Raw genomic sequence first — 17,792 nt, forward strand, 5'->3', positions numbered from 1 at the left:
CCCCGATCGCGCAAATTGTTAAGCATTAGTTACAACCTAGTAAAGTGCGTTAACGCACCCTATTTACTGTTGGTTCTGGAAGTGGATCACCCGTAGCTTCGTAAGCAATAATTAGAGACTCTAAGGCTTCAATTCCATTTGCCACAGCCAACTCGTAAGTATCCCCATGAGTTCGCCAGCGTTGTCCTGAAAAATCAGGGAATCCTACCAAAAAACAATTATCTTCTTCAGACCATTGAATAATCATTTGGTACTTCAGTTTACTCATCTTCTTTCCCTTCTACTTCCTCAATTGCCTGTTTTACTTCCTCCTCTTGATAGCGTTTAAAGCATTTGCTCCGTCTTTGCCTGAAATGGTTATTTTTCCACTATAGAGGGGATGCACCCAGTTAGTATGACTTCCTTTTCCTGGGACTTCTGTAAAACCTACTTGGGAAAGCATTTGCTTCAGTTCCCGGATTTTCTTTGGCATTAATTTTATTAAAAAATGCGATCGCCGCACCAAGAAACAATGGGTCAAAGTTTCTTGCTGTCTATCCCAAAAATCTAATGATTGATTAGATTTTTGTTTATGCATTGACTTGCTTGTACTCAGATAATATCCGGGGCGAAATAGTTGCCTGAATTTCTTCACCCATTTTTTCTTCAGCTAGTCTAAGCTCATAATTCTTTTGTAAATTCATCCACAACTCGGCACCAGTGCCAAACCATTGGCCTAATCGTAATGCTGCGTCAGCAGTAATTGCCCGTTCACCATTAATTATTTCAGTAATACGATTTGTTGCTACATGAAGAATACGTGCTAACTCACTTGCGCTCATCTGCAATTCATGAAGCTCATCAGCAAGAATTTTTCCAGGATGGATAGGTGGCCGTGCCATGTTGTTATTCTTTAAGAATGATAGTCTGTAATTTCGATGTTGAAAGGTTTAGATTCTTCGTCTGGCCAATTGAAACAAATTCGCCATTGCGTAGCATACCAATCCTTATTCAATAACAGGAGGGACATTACCAAGTTGGGTCGCTAAACAAATTAATCGTCAATTCTTCGCGTGGTGGTACTCCGGTGATACAAGCGCGAACGATCTCTCCATCCTCTAATTCGACAGTGCAAGCGTGACAAGACCCCATTAGACAACCGGTGGGAATAAATACCCCAGCCCGGTTTGCTACATCTAAGAGGGCTTCTCCCACTTCGGCATCTACTGTGACATCATCTGGTAAAAAGCGGACACGAACAATCATCAGATAATAATTCGTAATTCGTAATTCGTAATTCGTAATTAAGAGAGTCTCAAAGTGAGATCAGAGCCTAGTTTAAGACAAAAATAGACTTAAATCTAAATGGCTATCAACTTCAATGGCTAAAGAGTCCAAAATCTGCTCTCGCTGTTCCCGATAGTTAGCAACACCGGTGGGCAAAGATTTTAAACCTCTCTGTTGACGAAGGCGATTTAACCAAGCGCGTCGCCAAGGCCCATTATCAAAAAGCCCGTGGAGATAACTACCCCACACCGATTGACAACTATCCACTAACCCTAAATTAATATCGTCAAATAGGGCATGGTAGGATTGGGGATCTATACCTTGCTGTTCAATGCGCGATCGCCCTTGGTGGATTTCAAAGCCATTAACTGGCAAACCTTGTTGTGGATAATTTGAGCTAACTTGGCGCTGGCGAGCGATTTTTTGGCCTGTAATTACAGTTCTAATTGGTAAAAGATTTAACCCTTGAAATCTGCCAGCTTGTCCCTCTATCCCTTCTGGGTCAGCGATGATTTGCCCAAGCATTTGATAGCCACCGCAGATACCTAAAACCGTTCCCCCAGAAGCAGCATAGTGTTGGATAGCTTCTGCCATGCCGCTTTTTTGCAGCAGTAGCAAGTCAGCAATTGTGGTCTTTGTACCTGGGATAATTACGGCATCAGGATGTCCCAAATCTTGCTTCGGGCTTAAGTATTTAACGGAAACTGTACTTTCTGATTCCAGTGGGTCAAAGTCGGTAAAATTGGCAATTCTTGGTAAGCGGATGACGGCAATGTTGAGGTCAGTTTGGGGTTTATTCGACGACGATTGACGTTCTAGCAGGTCTAGGGAGTCTTCTGCTGGAAACATTTCTTGCAAGTAAGGTATAACACCGATAACGGGGATCTTTGTGCGTTCTTCTAACCATTTGATCCCCGGATCTAAGAGCGATCGCTGCCCTCGGAATTTATTAATTACTATACCCTTAATTAAGGCGCGTTCATCTGGTTCCAATAACTCTAGAGTGCCTACCACATGGGCAAAAGCACCACCGCGATCGATATCAACTACTAACATGGTTGGCGCATTCAAATATTTTGCCACCCGCATATTAGTTAAGTCGCGGTGCTTGAGGTTAATTTCTGCTGGACTACCAGCACCTTCACAAACCACCATGTCAAATTCTGTTCCTAAATGCTGAAGCGATTCTTCAATCGTCCGCCACCCCAATTCAAAATATTGCTCGTAGTAATCTGAGGCACTCACTTTACCTACAGACCTACCTTTGATAATTACTTGAGAAGTCATATCCCCTTGAGGTTTGAGTAAAATTGGGTTCATTTCTACCCAAGGCACGACTCCCGCCGCCCAAGCTTGCACTGCTTGAGCATAGCCAATTTCTCCACCACTGGCAGTGACATAAGCATTTAAAGCCATATTTTGACCTTTAAAGGGAGCCACTCGCCAACCACGCCGCGACAGAATGCGGCAAATAGCTGTAGTTAAAAGTGATTTCCCTGCATGAGATGTTGTCCCCACTACCATAATTGATTTCATAGTTGCTATCACTTAGTTTTTCAAGATACAGGATTAATTTTTAGGAGCGAACAGTTATATGACAATCCATTCATCAGTTAAAAGGCAGGAGGCAGGGAGATAAGGGAGACAAGGGAGAGGGGGGAGACAAGGGAGAAAGATTGCTACCTTGTCCCCCTTGTCCCCCTTGTCCCCTTTGTTCTCTTCCCAATGCCCAATTCCGCATCACATAGATGGTTATGGTAAAGACTTCATGAATAGATGTGATGTTTCCGTGTATATTGTTCCCTTTGATTCCCTAATCCTAACTCTTGGATTTTTTATTCTAAAAAGGTATCCGTAACCAACGAATCACAGCATCATAAAAACGATCGCGCCATGAAGGAGTCCGCCAATTTTTTCCCTGGTACTGTTCGACTAACTGGCGACCCAAGGGAGTGAGGCGAAAACCATCTGTAATCCCCTGTCCATCGACTTCCCGACGCAATACACCTACTTGAATCAGCCAGCCCAAGGCGTTATCACAGGCTAATTCTGATAAAGGGCGCTTAGTATAGCCCTGCTTGAGTCCATTTTCTAGGGCGATCGCAGTTAATGACACGCTCTGGTGTCCCATCACTTCAAATAAAGATACATTAAAAGGCGAACACACTAGCGATCGCTCGGCTCTTTCTACTGTGCTTTGAGGATAGACAAAAATATTTGGGTTTTGGGAATCAACAGCAGCCATTGTGTATTGGTAGAAATTTTTCTTCTAACAAAGGTTAATTTAAGAATATATTTTTTCTTGTACCAAATACCGCATTAAACCAAAATTAGTTACCGAAAGTATATTTATCCTATTTTTTAGTAATTATATTTAAACATTATAAATTAATGTAAAATTTCAAGTGCATCAACAATCTGAAACAGGAAAGGTTAATTATGCCTCTAGCAGTTGGTACGGATGCACCTGCATTTACCGCCAAAGATACAAACGGCAACACAGTATCATTATCTGATTTTGCCGGGAAGACAGTTGTTTTGTATTTTTACCCCAAAGATGACACACCGGGCTGCACCAAACAAGCCTGTAGTTTTCGGGATGCCCAGTCTCAATATCAAGGTAAAGATATTGTCATCTTGGGAGTTAGTGCAGATGATGAAGTCTCCCATCAGGCATTCACCCAAAAATATAATTTGAATTTTCCTCTACTGGCTGACAGCGACAAATCCCTAATCAAAGCTTTCGATGTGGATGGCGGCGGTTATGCCAAGCGCGTCACCTACGTAATTGACCCCAGCGGCAAAATTACCCATGTTGACAGTGCTGTAAATACCACCACCCATGCTAGCGATGTTTTAGCTGCACTTGGGCTGATCTGATTAATTCAGGATTTTATTAAATAGTCTTAGCCCCAAGCCTCTAAAGGTTTGGGGTTCTTTGTTTGATTCAGTTACCTGATGGTGGTGTCAGCAATGGCGGCGTAACTGATGGTTGTGTAACCGTTGGCAAACTGAGGGTTGGTTGCTGTTGTTGACCTCGAATTAATTTTTGTTGCCTTGCTTTAAAGGCTGCTGCTGCTGAGTTTAGTTCTTCGTTTTGTTGGTTAGAATCCCAGTTGAGAGTCCCGAAATTTGCCCGATGAATCAGATCGAACATATTGAAATTGTCTGAGTTGGAACGGGCGAAAGGATCGGTGTTTTGGTCTGTTGTACTATTACTGGGGAAAGCATCAGTTGGGCTGGTGACTTGAGCCGAACTTGGTTGAGCCATGAGCAAGGAGGCAAAGCTAATTCCTGCTGCCGTAGCTACAAAGAGTCTAGTAATTTGTAAAAATGGTTTTTTCATGGGTTTTGACCCTACCTAAAATTTATCTATTTTATCTTTTTAAGCCAGAGTTCGCCGCAGCTGGGGTTGAATACTCACTAAGGCGACTAGGGCAAAGCCAAACAATACCAGCAATGCTCCTCCAAAGGTAACATCACCCCAAGGGGCCTGCATTACTACACTACCTAGTCCCCAGCTACTATGGAAATAGAGATAGCGTATTGGTTCGATCGCATAACTGAGAGGATTTAGGGTAGCTACAACCTGCAACCACTGAGGCATGAAGGATAGAGGTGCTAAAGCTGTACTTGCAAACAATAATGGTAGGTTAGTGACGAAAATCACTGCAATCAATTCAATGTGTCCGGGTAGAGCGAAAGCTAAACCGAGAGAGATGGCTGTTACACCCAAAGCTAAGAGTAAAACAATTAGTGCGATCGCACTTAAACCCGCTATATCTGGAAGTCCAGCGCCCAAGAATGCCGCCGCCACTACAATTACGGCAGCTTGCAGCAAACTTTGGCTGATGATAAAGATTGCCGAAGCAAAAACAATAGAAAATCGTGATGCTAAGGGTGCTACGAGTAAACGATTCAAAAAGCCGAACTCGCGGTCAAACATGACTGGTAAACCAGCATTCAGCGCCCCAGCAAAGGCTGTAAACACAATGATGCCAGCCGCCAAAAATTGGCAGTAATTTGTTGTATTGCCAAATATACCTTTGGGAGCATTTTGGAACAAAGCGCCAAATAGCACTAACCACATTACTGGCTGAATAATTCCAGCAACCAAAGATGAGGGACGGCGTTGCAACTGAATAAACAAGCGACGAGTTAAAGCCAACGTCTCTTGTATTAATTCACCGAAAAAGTTAGGTGCAGTATTAACATCTGCTTGCGGCGATGCTAATGGCTGCCAATTGATATCAGATTTAGGAGTAACACTCATAGCAATTTTGGATTTTGGATTTTGAAATTTTAGATTGGGCGTTAGGAGTGCTGAGTGGGGAGTGCTGAGTGCTGAATTAGGAGTTAGGAGTTTTGTTTATCCCCTTGTCTCCCTTGTCTCCCTTGTCTCCCTTGTCTCCCTCATCCCCCATTCCCTATCTCATATTCTGCTTCTTCTCAGCTTTCGGATCGCGGGTGGCGACGGCTGCCAGTTCTGCATCTAATAAGGTGCGTCCTGTGGCGGCGAGATAAACGTCATCGAGGCTGGGGCGAGATTGGGCGATGCCAAATATGGGGAAACCGGCAGTGTTTAGCGCTTGCTGTATGTTAATGAGAACATCATTTTGTGGTGTCACTACCAAGTTGAGTGAATTACCTTGAGCGCTGTTGATGATGACTTCTTGGACAAAGGACAAAGGTTTTAGGAGGTTTTTCGCTTTTTCAGCTTCTTCAATGGGGGAAAACTCGCGGATTCGCAAGGTGATGCGATCGCCCCCTACTTGATCTTTCAATTGCGATGGTGTACCACTGGCAATTACAACGCCCCGATCTATAATTGCCACGCGATCGGCTAGAGCGTCAATTTCTTCTAAGTAATGGCTGGTAATTACTACCGTCGTCCCAGAGGCGCGTAATTTTCTTAGGAAATCCCATACCACAAAACGTGTTTCTATGTCAAGTCCTACAGTTGGCTCATCCAACACCAAAACATCCGGTGCATGGAGCAATCCAGCAGCCAAGTCTAGGCGCTTGCGTAAACCGCCTGAGTATGTTCCTGTCTTTTTATTGGCGTATTCTTGCAAACCGAGTAAATCTAATACCGTCTCAATACGCTGTTTGGCTACTGCGCCTGGGAGGTGATAAAGTGCTGCTTGCAATTGCAGCAGTTCTTTTCCAGTTAACACCTTATCTATAGCGACTTCCTGGGCTACATAACCTAGTCGTTGTCTTGCCACTCTAGGATTATCTAACACAGAGATGCCAGATACTTCGATTTTGCCAGCATCCGGTGTGGTCAGCGTACACAAAGCACGCAAGGTAGTAGTTTTCCCAGCACCGTTGGGGCCTAGTAAACCAAAAATTTCTCCTGGTTCTACCTGAAAGGAAACATCTTGGACGGCAACCACTGTACCGTAACGTTTTTGCAGATTTTGAATTAAAACGGCGGGAGCCATGACAGCCGATCCCCAACTATACAAATCTCAATAAAGTCTATCTATCCCTATTGTAGAAGGTAGAGAGCAAGGAAATAGCGCATGAGCGAAAATCTATAAACAATTTCGCTTCATGCGCTATGCTGCCAAAAATTTTTAACTATTCTAAACAAGTTACTTGATTGCGTTTGTAGCGAAACAAACCAAATACTACAGCAATTAATCCTAAACCTGGAAGATTTGCAGGTTCCGGAACCTGAATACGAGTGCGAGGCTTAGGAGGATTGTAGTACCTCGTTGGGACATCTGGCAGATCGCCATTAAATAGATAGTTGTGAGACTCACCATTTCCGATCAAAGAAGCCACTACCACATTGCCGTTAACTTGACCATTGTTGAAATTAAAATTCGCCAAAGGTGCAAGAATACTACCTTGAATGCCAATCCCACTGGCAGTTAGATTTGTCGCCTCATAGAAGTTGTAGATTACCTTTTGTTTATCTGCGCCAATGATATTAAACCCAAAGTTTTGCAGTGACACATCCTTACCGCTTATATTGACAACGATAGTTGAATTTGCGTCCCCCTTAATTTCAAAATAGTTTGTCTTGGAGACAGATGAGCCGACAAGATTAAAAACATTGAAAGCAGTACTACTACCACTAAGGTTAATAGCACCCCAAGGTTGAACTGTGTAATCAGAGGCAGCACCTAACTCAACTGCATTCGCTCTTGCCGAGAAACCCAGCGCCAGAGTGATTACAGTCGGAGCTGCTACTAGCCCTCTATAATAAGTTTTTGATTTCATCTTCTAGTTTCGGAATCATCAAGATGATCCTATGGTTATAAATTAAAGATTGTACTAGTCTAGTAGCTATTTTATTGAAGTTTTACACTGGTATAAATACTATATATTTTTTTCTAAATTATTTGCAAAACCGTACATTCACCATTGACTTTATCAAAACAGAATTCAGGAGTCAGGAGTCAGAATTCAGAATGAATTCTGTACGAAAAAGCGGATAGCGCCGGCGGCAAGCGAGTCAGACACTCCTTCGTCGCTAACGCTCCGCTATCGAGCGTCGCGTCTTGATTCTGAATTCTGAATTCTGAATTCTGGATTCTTCTTCAATTTACAACTTTCAAAGTTTTGAGGCTAATATCATTGCAACCACTGATAAATCCTCCCATAGCCTGAACTTGTTGTAGGTATTCAAGGACAGATTTGGTGATGGCTTCTCCCGGCATTAACACCGGAATTCCTGGGGGATAGGGACAGACGATTTCAGCACAGATGCGTTTATTGGTTTGTGTCAAAGGTAGGATTTCAGTGACAGCAAAAAAAGCTTCACGGGGAGAAAGTTGTAAAGCATAATCTAGTGTTCTATCTAGATTTAGCCAAACCTGGTTTTTAACAGTTAAGTTGCTTCGGCTATATTCTTCGGCGAGGGTGGTGAAACCTTGCACTAATTGTTTAATATCGGCTGGGGTGTTGCCCAAACTAATGATAAAGGTGAGATGTTGTAGTGAGGCGAATTCAGCAGTCACACCTAATTTTTCATCGAGAATTTCATCTGCCGCAAATCCGGTTAAACCTAAATCAGAAACAGTGACAGTTAGTCGCGTTTTATCTAAAGCTACAAAGCCGGGAGATTTCCCCAACTGAGGGATTTTTAAAACTGATAATCCAGATATTTGATTGATTCTGGTTCTAGCTTCATTAGCAAGTTGCAAGGTGCGAGACATCAGCACTTTTCCGTGGAGTGCCATTTGCTGACGGGCTGCATCTAAAGAAGCTAAAAGTAAATAACTAGGACTGGTAGATTGTACGAGTTGCAAAGCTTTACTGATGCGATCGCAATCTATCCTATTACCTTGGATGTGCAGCATTGATGCTTGTGTCATTGCACCAAGTACCTTGTGGATAGATTGTACAGTTAAATCAGCACCTGCGGCTAAAGCTGGAGTGGGTAATTCGGGATGAAAGGCAAAGTGTGCGCCGTGTGCCTCGTCTACAAGTAGAGGGATATTATATTGATGGGTAATATTGGCGATCGCACTCAAATCTCCGCAAACACCGTAATATGTTGGATAAACTACTAACACTGCTTTGGCATCAGGATGCTGTTGGAGTGCTGATTGTACAGCTTTGGGCGTGATGCTGTGGGCAATATCTAAAACTGAATCGTATTCAGGATTAAGAAAAATGGGTATAGCACCAGAGAGAATTAAACCTGCGATCGCCGAAGAATGTACATTTCGAGGCAAAATAATTTTATCGCCCGTACCACAGGTAGCGAGAATTGCTGCTTCAATCCCGCAGGTAGAACCATTGACAAGGAACCATGTTTGCGAAGCGCCAAATACCTCTGATGCAAGTTGTTGTGCTTCTTGAATCACGCCTTGGGGTGCAAAGAGATTATCTAAATCTGCTAATTCGGTTAAATCAGCACGAAAGACGGCTTTGCCAAGTAAGTCAGCCAAAGGTTGAGAAATTCCCTCACCTAATTTATGTCCTGGGGTGTAAAAAGGCGCATGAGGTCTTGCTGCATTAGCTTTTAAGGCATCTAATAGAGGTGTTTGGTTTTGATTGAGCATTTATTGAAAAAACGAGCCGTTAACGCTAATAAACCCTATCCACGTTTGATTACTGCATTTTTGAAGTTAAATGAACAAAATTAAACTTTTGGATACTATTGCTACACTTAAGCCGATTTCCATTGAGAGATTACAACTACTGGAAGAAGATTATACTTCTATCAAAAGCTTACCAAGTGGACAAGTTGGAACAATTGTAGAAGTGTATGAGCAAGAAGAATATCATTATTTAGTCGAGTTTGCTAATACTCAAGGCTGTGAATATGCAATGGCGACTTTGAGATCGGACGAAATTTTAGTTTTACATTATGATTTGGCAATTGCCTAAATTTTTACTTCATAGGATGTTTTAAAAGTCCTTTAGTCGGTAGCAAAACGTTTTAGATCCCCCTAATCCCCCTCAGTTGGGGAACTTTGATTCGGGTTCTCCCCTTTTTTCAGCTACGGTGTATACACAAGTCTGAAATACCTGATGAATCTGGATTTTACCCCACCCTAACCCTCCCCGTATGTATTGGCTACGGTGTACACACAAGTCTGAAATAGCTGATTAATCAGGGTTTTACCCCACCCTAACCCTCCCCGTATGTATTGGGGAGGGAACAAGATTTATTATTTCCCCCCTTTACAAGGGGGGATTAAGGGGGGTAATTCGAGTTGTGTATAGACCGAGCTTAAAAAAGAGGGGTTAGTGGGAGATCAACAAGTGCCTAAAATTACAGCCAACCACTTTTAAAACATCCTCTAACCGTTCTACGGGTTTAATAAGTAATCAAGCAGACATGATCTAATTCCTTACTTTAAATAATTATCTTTTTACTGCACGGTCTCTCACCCATTGTTTTAACAGAGGAATTTCAAAATCATATCCTCCATTGATTTTGTGTAAAATATGATAACGCAACAAGCGGGTTAATACCTTTTCAGCAATTTCAGAATTTATAGGTGATAAAATATCTGTCTTGGCAACTTGTAATAATAATTCTTGACCAATTACCATTTCTTCTGGTGTAGTTCCTGTAAATTCTGTCCAAATATTTGTAAAATAAGGTTGACCGGAAATAAATGCGTCATTAATAGAAGCTTGCAAGAGTTCAGCAGTAATAAAATCAGTATGGTTAAAGTTAGCTTGATTCACCATTGATGCGCCCAATAATTGTAGGCAGTAAGGGTGACAACTGGTAAGCTTTAATACTTCTTTTACAATGCCTGGAGCGTAACGCAGTGCAAAATCTGGATCTGGCTCAAGGAGTAATTCCTTGGCTTCTTTAGGTTCAAGATAAAGCATTTCTATTGGGACAACGCTGATAAAATAGCTACTCCAATTCGGACCTAATTCCTCTAAAGTTTGCACCCCAGAAAAGAGAATATTGAGTTGTTCATAATGTTGAATTAAGTGGCGTAGTTGGTCAAATAAACGTAAAGTTATCTGTCCGTTTTGGATGGCGGTACCGATTTTTTCAAATTCATCAAGGTTGAGAAGGATGCGCCGTTCTCCGATTTTGGCAAGTGCTTCATCCAACCAATCTTCTAAGGTGGTATAGGGACTAGCTTGAAAATCGGTGCGTTTAGGAATGTTTGGTAATTGAAAGTGTTTACTTTTGCAGTCTTTATGAATTCTATAGACTAAGCCATAGCAAAAGTCAGATTCGCTGGTGGTAATGGCGGAACTTTGCATATCCACAAATACGGGGAGGATATCACTGTTAAGCAGGCGGTGAAAGTTCCGCAAAAAGGAAGTTTTACCACAGCGACGGGGGCCATGTATCACAAGGGTAGGTCGGTCACGGTCGAAAACTCGACGGAGAATTTGATTGGCAAATGCCTGACGACCTTTAAACAAGTTTTTTTGGTCAGGTCGCACCGGATTTCCATATTGGAACGGGTTGATTAGTTCGCCTTGAGAGAGTTTGCTTTGTTCATTTTGTTCTAATTCAATAACGCTTTGCCAATGTTCCAGTACGGGTGTCCAGCGTTTGATGGCTTCGTTTTTAAGTCCGAGAGAGGGTAATTGGCGTTTTAATTGATCAACATTTTCATTGATTCGTTTTAATCCTCGTTCTCGTAGGGGTATATTTTGATTTTCAAGTGCAGATTGAATATCTTGAATAATAGTTTGTAAGCGAGGAAGAAGGATAGAAAGTTCAGGTTTAACCTTTGGTAAAGGTGTTTCTGGAGTGGGGGTGTAGTTATCAAAATCGAGATTATAGAAGGGGGAAATCAGGAAGGGTAATATGGGATGGTCTGAGTTGGCAGTAAAGATTAGTTCTGGAATAGTTTGAATTTGCTTGAGTTGGTCGGCAACAATTTGTGGTAAAGCATTTTGTAGGGTTATTTGAAATCCTGGTAAGGAAAAAGTTTGGATATATTGAAAGATTTTTAAAGCTTGTTGAGGTCTTTTACGAAATTCAGAAACAAGAAGTTGAGCATGATTAGGTAAAGGTATCCATAGGAGTTCGCTAGTGTAAGGAGGTAATTGAAAAAGTATTTTTGCTGTTTGGGGACGTAACCGCCTAATTGTTGAATCTGAAAATCTGAAAAGTTTTAGTAAAAAATTAGAGGATGTATAATAACCACCTAAAAAGATAAAGCTATAATCAGGAAATATTCTGTAATAGCTGACTAAGGTTACAGGGATAATTAATGCTGAAAGCCATCCTAAATTTTGGGCAGAAAGAGCTATTAAAATCACTGTAGTGATGATAAAAACTCTGTTATCTTTTGCTGGTGCAAGAGCAAAAGCGATTAAACCTACAACAACCGAAAACCAAGTAAGCGATAAAAAAGTAGCAACTTGCGCCACTTTGAACGCCACTCCAAACGCCACAACGAACGCCACTCCGAACGCCACGACTCGCGCCACTCCAAACGCCACTCCGAACGCTACTCCGAACGCCACTCCTAACGCTACTTCAAACACCATTTGGAATCGGTCTATGAACGGCTGGTCTCTTGGCATGACGGCCGCCACTCCGAAGGCCACGACTAACGCCACAACGAATGCCACTCCGAACTCAACTTCGACCGCCATGAATCCTGAATCATCAATATTTTCTATACTTTCTCTTGCTGAAAATAGAAGAAAGCCTGTTATTCCACTTACTAACAACAGAAACAACCAGTTTTGAGTTGCTAACGACGCTCCTAACATCGCTCCTAACATCATACTGATTGTTCCTCCCACCACCATCACATTGCGAGGAAGGTAAAGAAGCTTGTCTAACAGTTGCAATATTAACCAAACAATTAATGATATAAATACTGCAAAAACTATAAAAGCTATCCCTAAAACTATCCCTTCTTGAGCTAAAGGAGGTAAAACTTTAAAGGACTTTAACCATACAAGGATTTGCGTAGATACCTGATAGTGATAGTGATGAGTTGACGATTGAGAATTCGTTTCAATTATAGCGACATGATCCCATGATTCATCAGGAACGCCTAATACAACTACCAACCACAACAAAGGGATAACTAGTCCTAAAGGTAAAAATAAAACTCCTGTCGTATAAGCAATTAACATTGCACAAGGTAACTGCAACCAATCTAATAATTGATTACGTTCAATCAGTCTTAAAATCAGAGGAATATGAAAAATAAATAATAATAATAAATACTGACTAAGAAATCGTAAGTTTCCGAAAACTAAAATATCAATAAAACTTGTGTCTCGTCTGCCTCCATCTTTTTTTTCTTTATATAACCATTCATTCATTCTTTGTTGAAGCCTTGAAGGACAAAACATTGCCCACCAAAATAGTTCCCAAGTTTCTCGCAAAAATAACAACATTTTTTATATTTAATGTCTGATTTTTTGACTGATTACTTTATCTTTGACCTTTCACAAACTCTGCAAAAACACTGCTAAATAAACCCCTATTCTTCCGTAATAACCCATGACGCTGAAGCATATCTACAATTGCCCGATCGCTAATAGGTAAATTACCCCTTCCCAACTCATAACGCAATGCTAAACGTTCAACTTCCGTTAAATCTTTCCAAAGTTCTTCAAAACGGGGCTTTGCTTGAAAATTAAACTCATTTTTAGCTATTTCTTGATTACTATTTTGCCACAACATCGCCCCCGCCATCTGCACATAATAGGGCAACCCTCCTGCTAACTCATCCACCCATTGTAATACCGCAGAATTAGGCGAAAATCTTTTCTGGATGATGCTTTGCCAAGCTTCCTCCTCTAATGCCCCTAAAATAGTCATACTGAAAATATTGGCAAATGGAGAACCCAGACTCAAAGTTTCGTAAACTTCATTAAGAGGGCGTTTACTGGCAATTACCATTGTTAATAAACCCGCAGAAGCCTTAGAACGCCAATCTTCTCCCCAATCCTGAAACAATTCCAATCTATCTTTTTTACTAGCAATGGCTTCAAACTCATCCAATAAAATAATTAAACGATACCTTTCATTTACTAAATCCTGTAAGCCATCTTCTACTGCAAAGCCATCTTCATTATCTTCCTTTGACCAAGGAAAATTCCCTGTTAGTTTGTGAATCCCTCGCCTTAAGCCTTCAATAATCCCCTCTGGAGTATGAAACTTCCCATTCGTTAAATCTAAAAAAACAACTAAAGGCTTTTGTTCTGGCGAACAAAATTCGCTGATTCTTTCTCTGATATATCGCAATAGAGAGGTTTTTCCATTGCGCCGCAAGCCTACCAAATTGACACATTGAGGACTAATCGCACCAATGCGGTTTTTAATCTCTAATATCTCTCTTCTCCGTCCGTAAAAACGTTGTGGAGGAACAGGAAGACCATATTCAAATGGATTATCACCTTTGGGCTTTGGCTGATGAAATTGTTGATTAAGTAAAGCAATATCGGGAAAGTGTTGCACAATAACTTGAGCCGAAACTGCCCGCCCACCTAAATCGTTACCCTCATCACGGGAAAGATGCACAATTCCACAAACTTTACCTGTTAGTAAATTTAGCAAAGGCGATCCACTAAACCCTGAGATAACTTGCCCTTGCTTTAACTTATAGAGAATAATATCCTCTTTAATATGCTGTTTAAAACTTATTCCTTCATATTTAAAACTTGCCGAATCTCCCTGCGAATAATCAACTTCGCTATTCTTGGGATAACCGAAAATATATAAATCATCGTTGACATTGGGTTCTGTGTTATCCAATTCAACACAGGGATGATGCAAACAATCCTCGTACAGTTGTAAAAGGGCTAAATCAAGGGGATATTTGCATAATTGCGTAACTTTAGCGGTGTAATTCTGGTTTCCTGCTTTCCAGAATACTTGTACAGGGTTATCTTTTGCAGATTCGACCACATGGGCGCAGGTGAGAATCCAATTCGGTGCAACAAAAAAACCTGTTCCCTGACTACTGGCAACATTTAAACGCACTGTACAGCGTTGTAAATTGTCTTCGTTACCCATTAATTGCTCTCACCTAGCATCTTTGTAAAAAGATTATCACAACTACAAAGCAATCAACTGTTATTTATTCCATTCCATTGTAATTTCCAGGTTAGCTGTGCCTGTTCCTTTCACAATTAAAGCGGTTAGTTGTCCTGACTCAACTCCAATTTGTAAACCTAGTTTGACACTAAATTTATCTGGTTTGACTGTCTCGCTAATATCTTTTAATGTACCTGCGACATCTTCAGCAATGGATTTAATAATTTCTGTCGCTTGTTTAAAGACTCTGGTTTCAGCAGAAACAGGTTGTTCTCCTATAGGCGTAACCTCTACTTTAATTATTTTGCCGTCAGAAAGTTCAAAGGAAATAATTTTGGTTTTATCTGCCATACTTTCTTTTTTATGTTAATTTTTAGTGCAAGGATCTTCCTGAAGAATGAGAGGAAGGTATATGGTATTGTTACATTTTTCGGACGCGATTAATTTGAGAAAAATTGGTATTGCACGCAGAGGCGCAAAGGACACAGAGGAAGAAGAGAATCGTTACGCACAATGCTATGCTTGCGTTAAAATGCGTAAGTCCTGTGTAGTTGACTAGATGAGACCTTATCATCAAATCCCAATTTTCGAGTGTGGTGAACCGCTAATAAAGATTCCTTTAGAATTGTTTGCGGTGGAATCTCCCCACCCTTATGAAAAATTAGGTGCGCCTTATGGCGATCGCTCTCCTTATTATCTCCGTGAAAGCGCGATCGCAAATTTGCTGCAAGCCCAAAATTATCTTAATCTCCTCCATCCTCACTGGCATATCCAAATCTTTGATGCCTATCGCCCGATCGCAGTTCAGCAATTTATGGTAGATTACAGCTTCGCCCAAGCAGTTCAGGATAGGGGACTAACTAATGTGGAGTTATCACCAAACCAACGCCAAGAAATTTGGGAAGCGGTTTATGCAATTTGGGCTGCACCGAGTTTCGATGAAAAAACTCCACCTCCTCACAGTACTGGTGGGGCGGTAGATGTAACACTAGTAGATGATACTGGGCAAATAGTAAATATGGGTTCGCCCATTGATGAAATGTCAGAGCGATCGCACCCAGATTATTATGCCAATAGCGACGACTCAGAAGCACAAAAGTATCATGCTCATCGTCAGCTATTGCGAGATGTAATGTTAAAAGCTGGCTTTCAACGCAATCCTAGAGAGTGGTGGCATTTTTCTGTCGGCGATCAAATGTGGGCTTGGCTGAATAATCAATCTAATCCAGCCAATCCTGTTACAGCACGTTATGGACGGCTTACATAGATGCGTTATGCATCTTGAGGATTTAACTCTCTTAACTCGTCGGTGGTATAAGTACCAATGGGAGTCCAAACTAGATAGGGAAGGAGTAGCAACGCCGCCATTAGAGACATTGGCAAAACACAAATTGCTAAAATAACGCCTAAAATCAAACCCACTAGTCCAAGAATTTCTCCAGCTTTGAGACTGCGAAACCTGAGCATTATAGGTATGTAGGCGACGGTGATAATTTCTACCAAAAGGTACAAAGCCATTAGCAGCCAAGTAATTAGGCTTCCGGGGTTTTTTTGCCAAACAATAGTCGCTGAAGCTGCACCACTGATAAAAATCACAGTCCAGATGAACGGAATTAGAGGTTCAAAAACTAGCCAGCGAGGGCGACTTAAATGTGCAAACCATTTAACATCACGCGGCGTGATTAAGAAACTCCCAAGGGCGATGGAGAAAGTTACAGCCCCAATTATTATCCAAGATGGAATCATAATGCACTCAAGTTTTGTGTATTTTGTCAAGTCATACACTGCAAGTTTGACAATTTAGGCTAGATGTTTAATCATTCTCTGGGGCGATTCTTAGGCATCTTGAGGATTGAGACGGATCATCTGCCAAGTGGTATAAGTACCAATGGGACTCCAGAGTAAATAAGGAACTAGTAATAGTGCTGCCCAACCAGAAAAACCTAAGACTGCAAGTATCAATAAAGCACAAATGACTAAACCCGTGCCACCGAGAATTGTGCCTACTTTCAGACTGCGAAGCTTAAACATTACAGGCGTATAGGCAATGGTAACAATTTCTAATAGCAGATATAAACCCATGATTAACCAAGTTGAGGTGCTTCCTGGGTCTTTTTCCCAGACAATATAAGCTGACCAAGCACCGCAAATAAATATTACAGTCCAAATAATGGGAATTGCGCCCTCAAAAGTTAGCCATCTTGGTCGTTGTAAACGCTTGAACCATTGGCGATCGCTAGGCGTAATCACGTTCGCGGCTAAAGCAACCAAGAAAGCCACACCCCCAATCACCATCCAAGATTTAATCATGCCCGTTATTCCTTTACAAGCGCTATCTATCGCTTAATATCACTCTTTATAGTGTGATTTTGTCAATTTAATTGCTAATTACTCATCATCCCTGAGTTTGAAACCTTCACATCGTTTGGCAGGATTTTAAATTATGGGCATTGGGAATGGGGCAAAAAGTAAAAAGGACATGATTCGTGTGACTTTTTTAGTGACACGCGATTTAGATGCTATTTTTCCAGATGCGATCGCTATATCGCGTCCTGCTTGAGATAATGTTACCTTTGAAGCTATCTTTAGGCGATCGCGCCCAAAATCAAGATGTTGATTTGTAAAGGTAGTTTGCAATGAATCATCAAAAACAACTTACTGCAATGCTTATTCCATTCTACTTAGGGGAGCAACAAGATTCAGAAGGTCGAACAATTCAAGAAATGTGGGCTTGGGATTTTGAAGAATTAGAGTGCGTCCACAATTACATTCAATGGTTGTTCCCTTTGCCTGAGCAAAGTGCATTCAATCATAATGCACCCATCGTTAATGAGGAAGTAATTCAAGCATTTCAAGACAACCCACACCTACGTCAAAATTTGCTGCGTTCCTTCACCGTTATGCTGAAATTTTATGGGTTGCAACGCCACGAGAGTAATGATGGAAAAATACTGGTTAGCCAATCAGAAGACTATCCGAATCGTAAACGCGAATGGGTGCATCCCAGTTTTTATTATTTCAAAACAAATAAATAACAGGGAAGGATTGTTACAGAAAACGGAAGTCA

At 41.3% G+C, this 17,792-nt stretch carries 19 protein-coding genes and 1 pseudogene; 4 read left to right on the plus strand and 16 right to left on the minus strand.

Going from position 1 to position 17,792, the window contains the following annotated elements; translation table 11 throughout:
• Positions 1-49 precede the first annotated feature (49 nt).
• From HWQ37_RS08835 to HWQ37_RS08860, 6 genes and pseudogenes are all read right to left on the minus strand, one after another.
• Positions 50-268: a type II toxin-antitoxin system HicB family antitoxin gene (locus tag HWQ37_RS08835; RefSeq protein ID WP_292745939.1), complete on the minus strand. Its 219-nt coding sequence runs from the start codon at positions 266-268 to the stop codon at positions 50-52.
• Positions 261-472: pseudogene (locus tag HWQ37_RS08840) on the minus strand (type II toxin-antitoxin system HicA family toxin). The gene HWQ37_RS08835 and the pseudogene HWQ37_RS08840 overlap by 8 nt, the downstream one beginning before the upstream one ends.
• Positions 473-569: 97 nt before the next feature.
• A complete protein-coding gene (locus tag HWQ37_RS08845) occupies positions 570-881 on the minus strand; it encodes a HigA family addiction module antitoxin (RefSeq protein ID WP_292745941.1) in 312 nt (103 codons plus the stop codon).
• Between the two features lie 127 nt (positions 882-1,008).
• Positions 1,009-1,245 (minus strand): 2Fe-2S iron-sulfur cluster-binding protein, encoded by a 237-nt coding sequence (locus HWQ37_RS08850; protein ID WP_292745944.1) that lies wholly within the window; start codon positions 1,243-1,245, stop codon positions 1,009-1,011.
• 72 nt (positions 1,246-1,317) lie between these two features.
• Positions 1,318-2,802: a cobyric acid synthase CobQ gene (gene cobQ / locus HWQ37_RS08855; protein ID WP_292745946.1), complete on the minus strand. Its 1,485-nt coding sequence runs from the start codon at positions 2,800-2,802 to the stop codon at positions 1,318-1,320.
• 304 nt (positions 2,803-3,106) lie between these two features.
• Positions 3,107-3,511, minus strand: coding sequence for an Npun_F0494 family protein (locus tag HWQ37_RS08860; RefSeq protein WP_292745948.1), 405 nt, complete (start codon positions 3,509-3,511; stop codon positions 3,107-3,109).
• A gap of 194 nt (positions 3,512-3,705) precedes the next feature.
• Between HWQ37_RS08860 and HWQ37_RS08865 the strand changes: the two genes are divergently transcribed.
• Entirely contained in the window at positions 3,706-4,146 is a 441-nt protein-coding gene (locus HWQ37_RS08865) for a peroxiredoxin (RefSeq protein ID WP_099101976.1), read from the plus strand.
• Positions 4,147-4,213: 67 nt separating this feature from the next.
• On the opposite strand, the gene HWQ37_RS08870 is transcribed toward HWQ37_RS08865, so the two are convergent.
• From HWQ37_RS08870 to HWQ37_RS08890, 5 genes are all read right to left on the minus strand, one after another.
• A complete protein-coding gene (locus tag HWQ37_RS08870) occupies positions 4,214-4,612 on the minus strand; it encodes a hypothetical protein (RefSeq protein ID WP_292745950.1) in 399 nt (132 codons plus the stop codon).
• Positions 4,613-4,651: 39 nt separating this feature from the next.
• Positions 4,652-5,539, minus strand: a complete 888-nt coding sequence (locus HWQ37_RS08875) for an ABC transporter permease (protein WP_292745952.1) — start codon at positions 5,537-5,539, stop codon at positions 4,652-4,654.
• 154 nt (positions 5,540-5,693) lie between these two features.
• Complete coding sequence (locus HWQ37_RS08880; protein WP_292745954.1) at positions 5,694-6,713, minus strand: ABC transporter ATP-binding protein; 1,020 nt, start codon at positions 6,711-6,713, stop codon at positions 5,694-5,696.
• 139 nt (positions 6,714-6,852) lie between these two features.
• Complete coding sequence (locus HWQ37_RS08885) at positions 6,853-7,500, minus strand: choice-of-anchor A family protein (RefSeq protein ID WP_292745956.1); 648 nt, start codon at positions 7,498-7,500, stop codon at positions 6,853-6,855.
• A gap of 320 nt (positions 7,501-7,820) precedes the next feature.
• Positions 7,821-9,290: an aminotransferase class I/II-fold pyridoxal phosphate-dependent enzyme gene (locus HWQ37_RS08890; protein WP_292745958.1), complete on the minus strand. Its 1,470-nt coding sequence runs from the start codon at positions 9,288-9,290 to the stop codon at positions 7,821-7,823.
• 70 nt (positions 9,291-9,360) lie between these two features.
• Here HWQ37_RS08890 and HWQ37_RS08895 point away from each other — a divergent pair, with 70 nt between their 5' ends.
• Entirely contained in the window at positions 9,361-9,618 is a 258-nt protein-coding gene (locus HWQ37_RS08895; RefSeq protein WP_292745960.1) for a DUF4926 domain-containing protein, read from the plus strand.
• 480 nt (positions 9,619-10,098) lie between these two features.
• On the opposite strand, the gene HWQ37_RS08900 is transcribed toward HWQ37_RS08895, so the two are convergent.
• The 3 genes from HWQ37_RS08900 to HWQ37_RS08910 are packed head-to-tail and all read right to left on the minus strand — an operon-like array spanning position 10,099 to position 15,076.
• The gene (locus HWQ37_RS08900; RefSeq protein ID WP_292745962.1) at positions 10,099-13,080 is read right to left on the minus strand and encodes an AAA family ATPase; all 2,982 of its coding nucleotides are present in this window, start codon (positions 13,078-13,080) and stop codon (positions 10,099-10,101) included.
• 37 nt (positions 13,081-13,117) lie between these two features.
• Positions 13,118-14,704: a trypsin-like peptidase domain-containing protein gene (locus tag HWQ37_RS08905; protein ID WP_292745964.1), complete on the minus strand. Its 1,587-nt coding sequence runs from the start codon at positions 14,702-14,704 to the stop codon at positions 13,118-13,120.
• Between the two features lie 60 nt (positions 14,705-14,764).
• Positions 14,765-15,076, minus strand: coding sequence for a CU044_2847 family protein (locus HWQ37_RS08910; protein WP_292745966.1), 312 nt, complete (start codon positions 15,074-15,076; stop codon positions 14,765-14,767).
• Between the two features lie 208 nt (positions 15,077-15,284).
• Between HWQ37_RS08910 and HWQ37_RS08915 the strand changes: the two genes are divergently transcribed.
• Positions 15,285-15,992 (plus strand): M15 family metallopeptidase, encoded by a 708-nt coding sequence (locus tag HWQ37_RS08915; protein ID WP_292745968.1) that lies wholly within the window; start codon positions 15,285-15,287, stop codon positions 15,990-15,992.
• A gap of 5 nt (positions 15,993-15,997) precedes the next feature.
• On the opposite strand, the gene HWQ37_RS08920 is transcribed toward HWQ37_RS08915, so the two are convergent.
• The gene (locus tag HWQ37_RS08920; protein ID WP_292745971.1) at positions 15,998-16,471 is read right to left on the minus strand and encodes a TspO/MBR family protein; all 474 of its coding nucleotides are present in this window, start codon (positions 16,469-16,471) and stop codon (positions 15,998-16,000) included.
• 90 nt (positions 16,472-16,561) lie between these two features.
• On the minus strand, positions 16,562-17,035 hold the full coding sequence (locus HWQ37_RS08925) for a TspO/MBR family protein (protein ID WP_292745973.1): 474 nt from the start codon (positions 17,033-17,035) through the stop codon (positions 16,562-16,564).
• Between the two features lie 326 nt (positions 17,036-17,361).
• Here HWQ37_RS08925 and HWQ37_RS08935 point away from each other — a divergent pair, with 326 nt between their 5' ends.
• Complete coding sequence (locus HWQ37_RS08935; RefSeq protein WP_292745975.1) at positions 17,362-17,760, plus strand: opioid growth factor receptor-related protein; 399 nt, start codon at positions 17,362-17,364, stop codon at positions 17,758-17,760.
• Positions 17,761-17,792: the final 32 nt, after the last annotated feature.

The sequence above is a fragment of the Nostoc sp. NMS4 genome, assembly GCF_017115095.1.
Taxonomy (GTDB): domain Bacteria; phylum Cyanobacteriota; class Cyanobacteriia; order Cyanobacteriales; family Nostocaceae; genus Nostoc.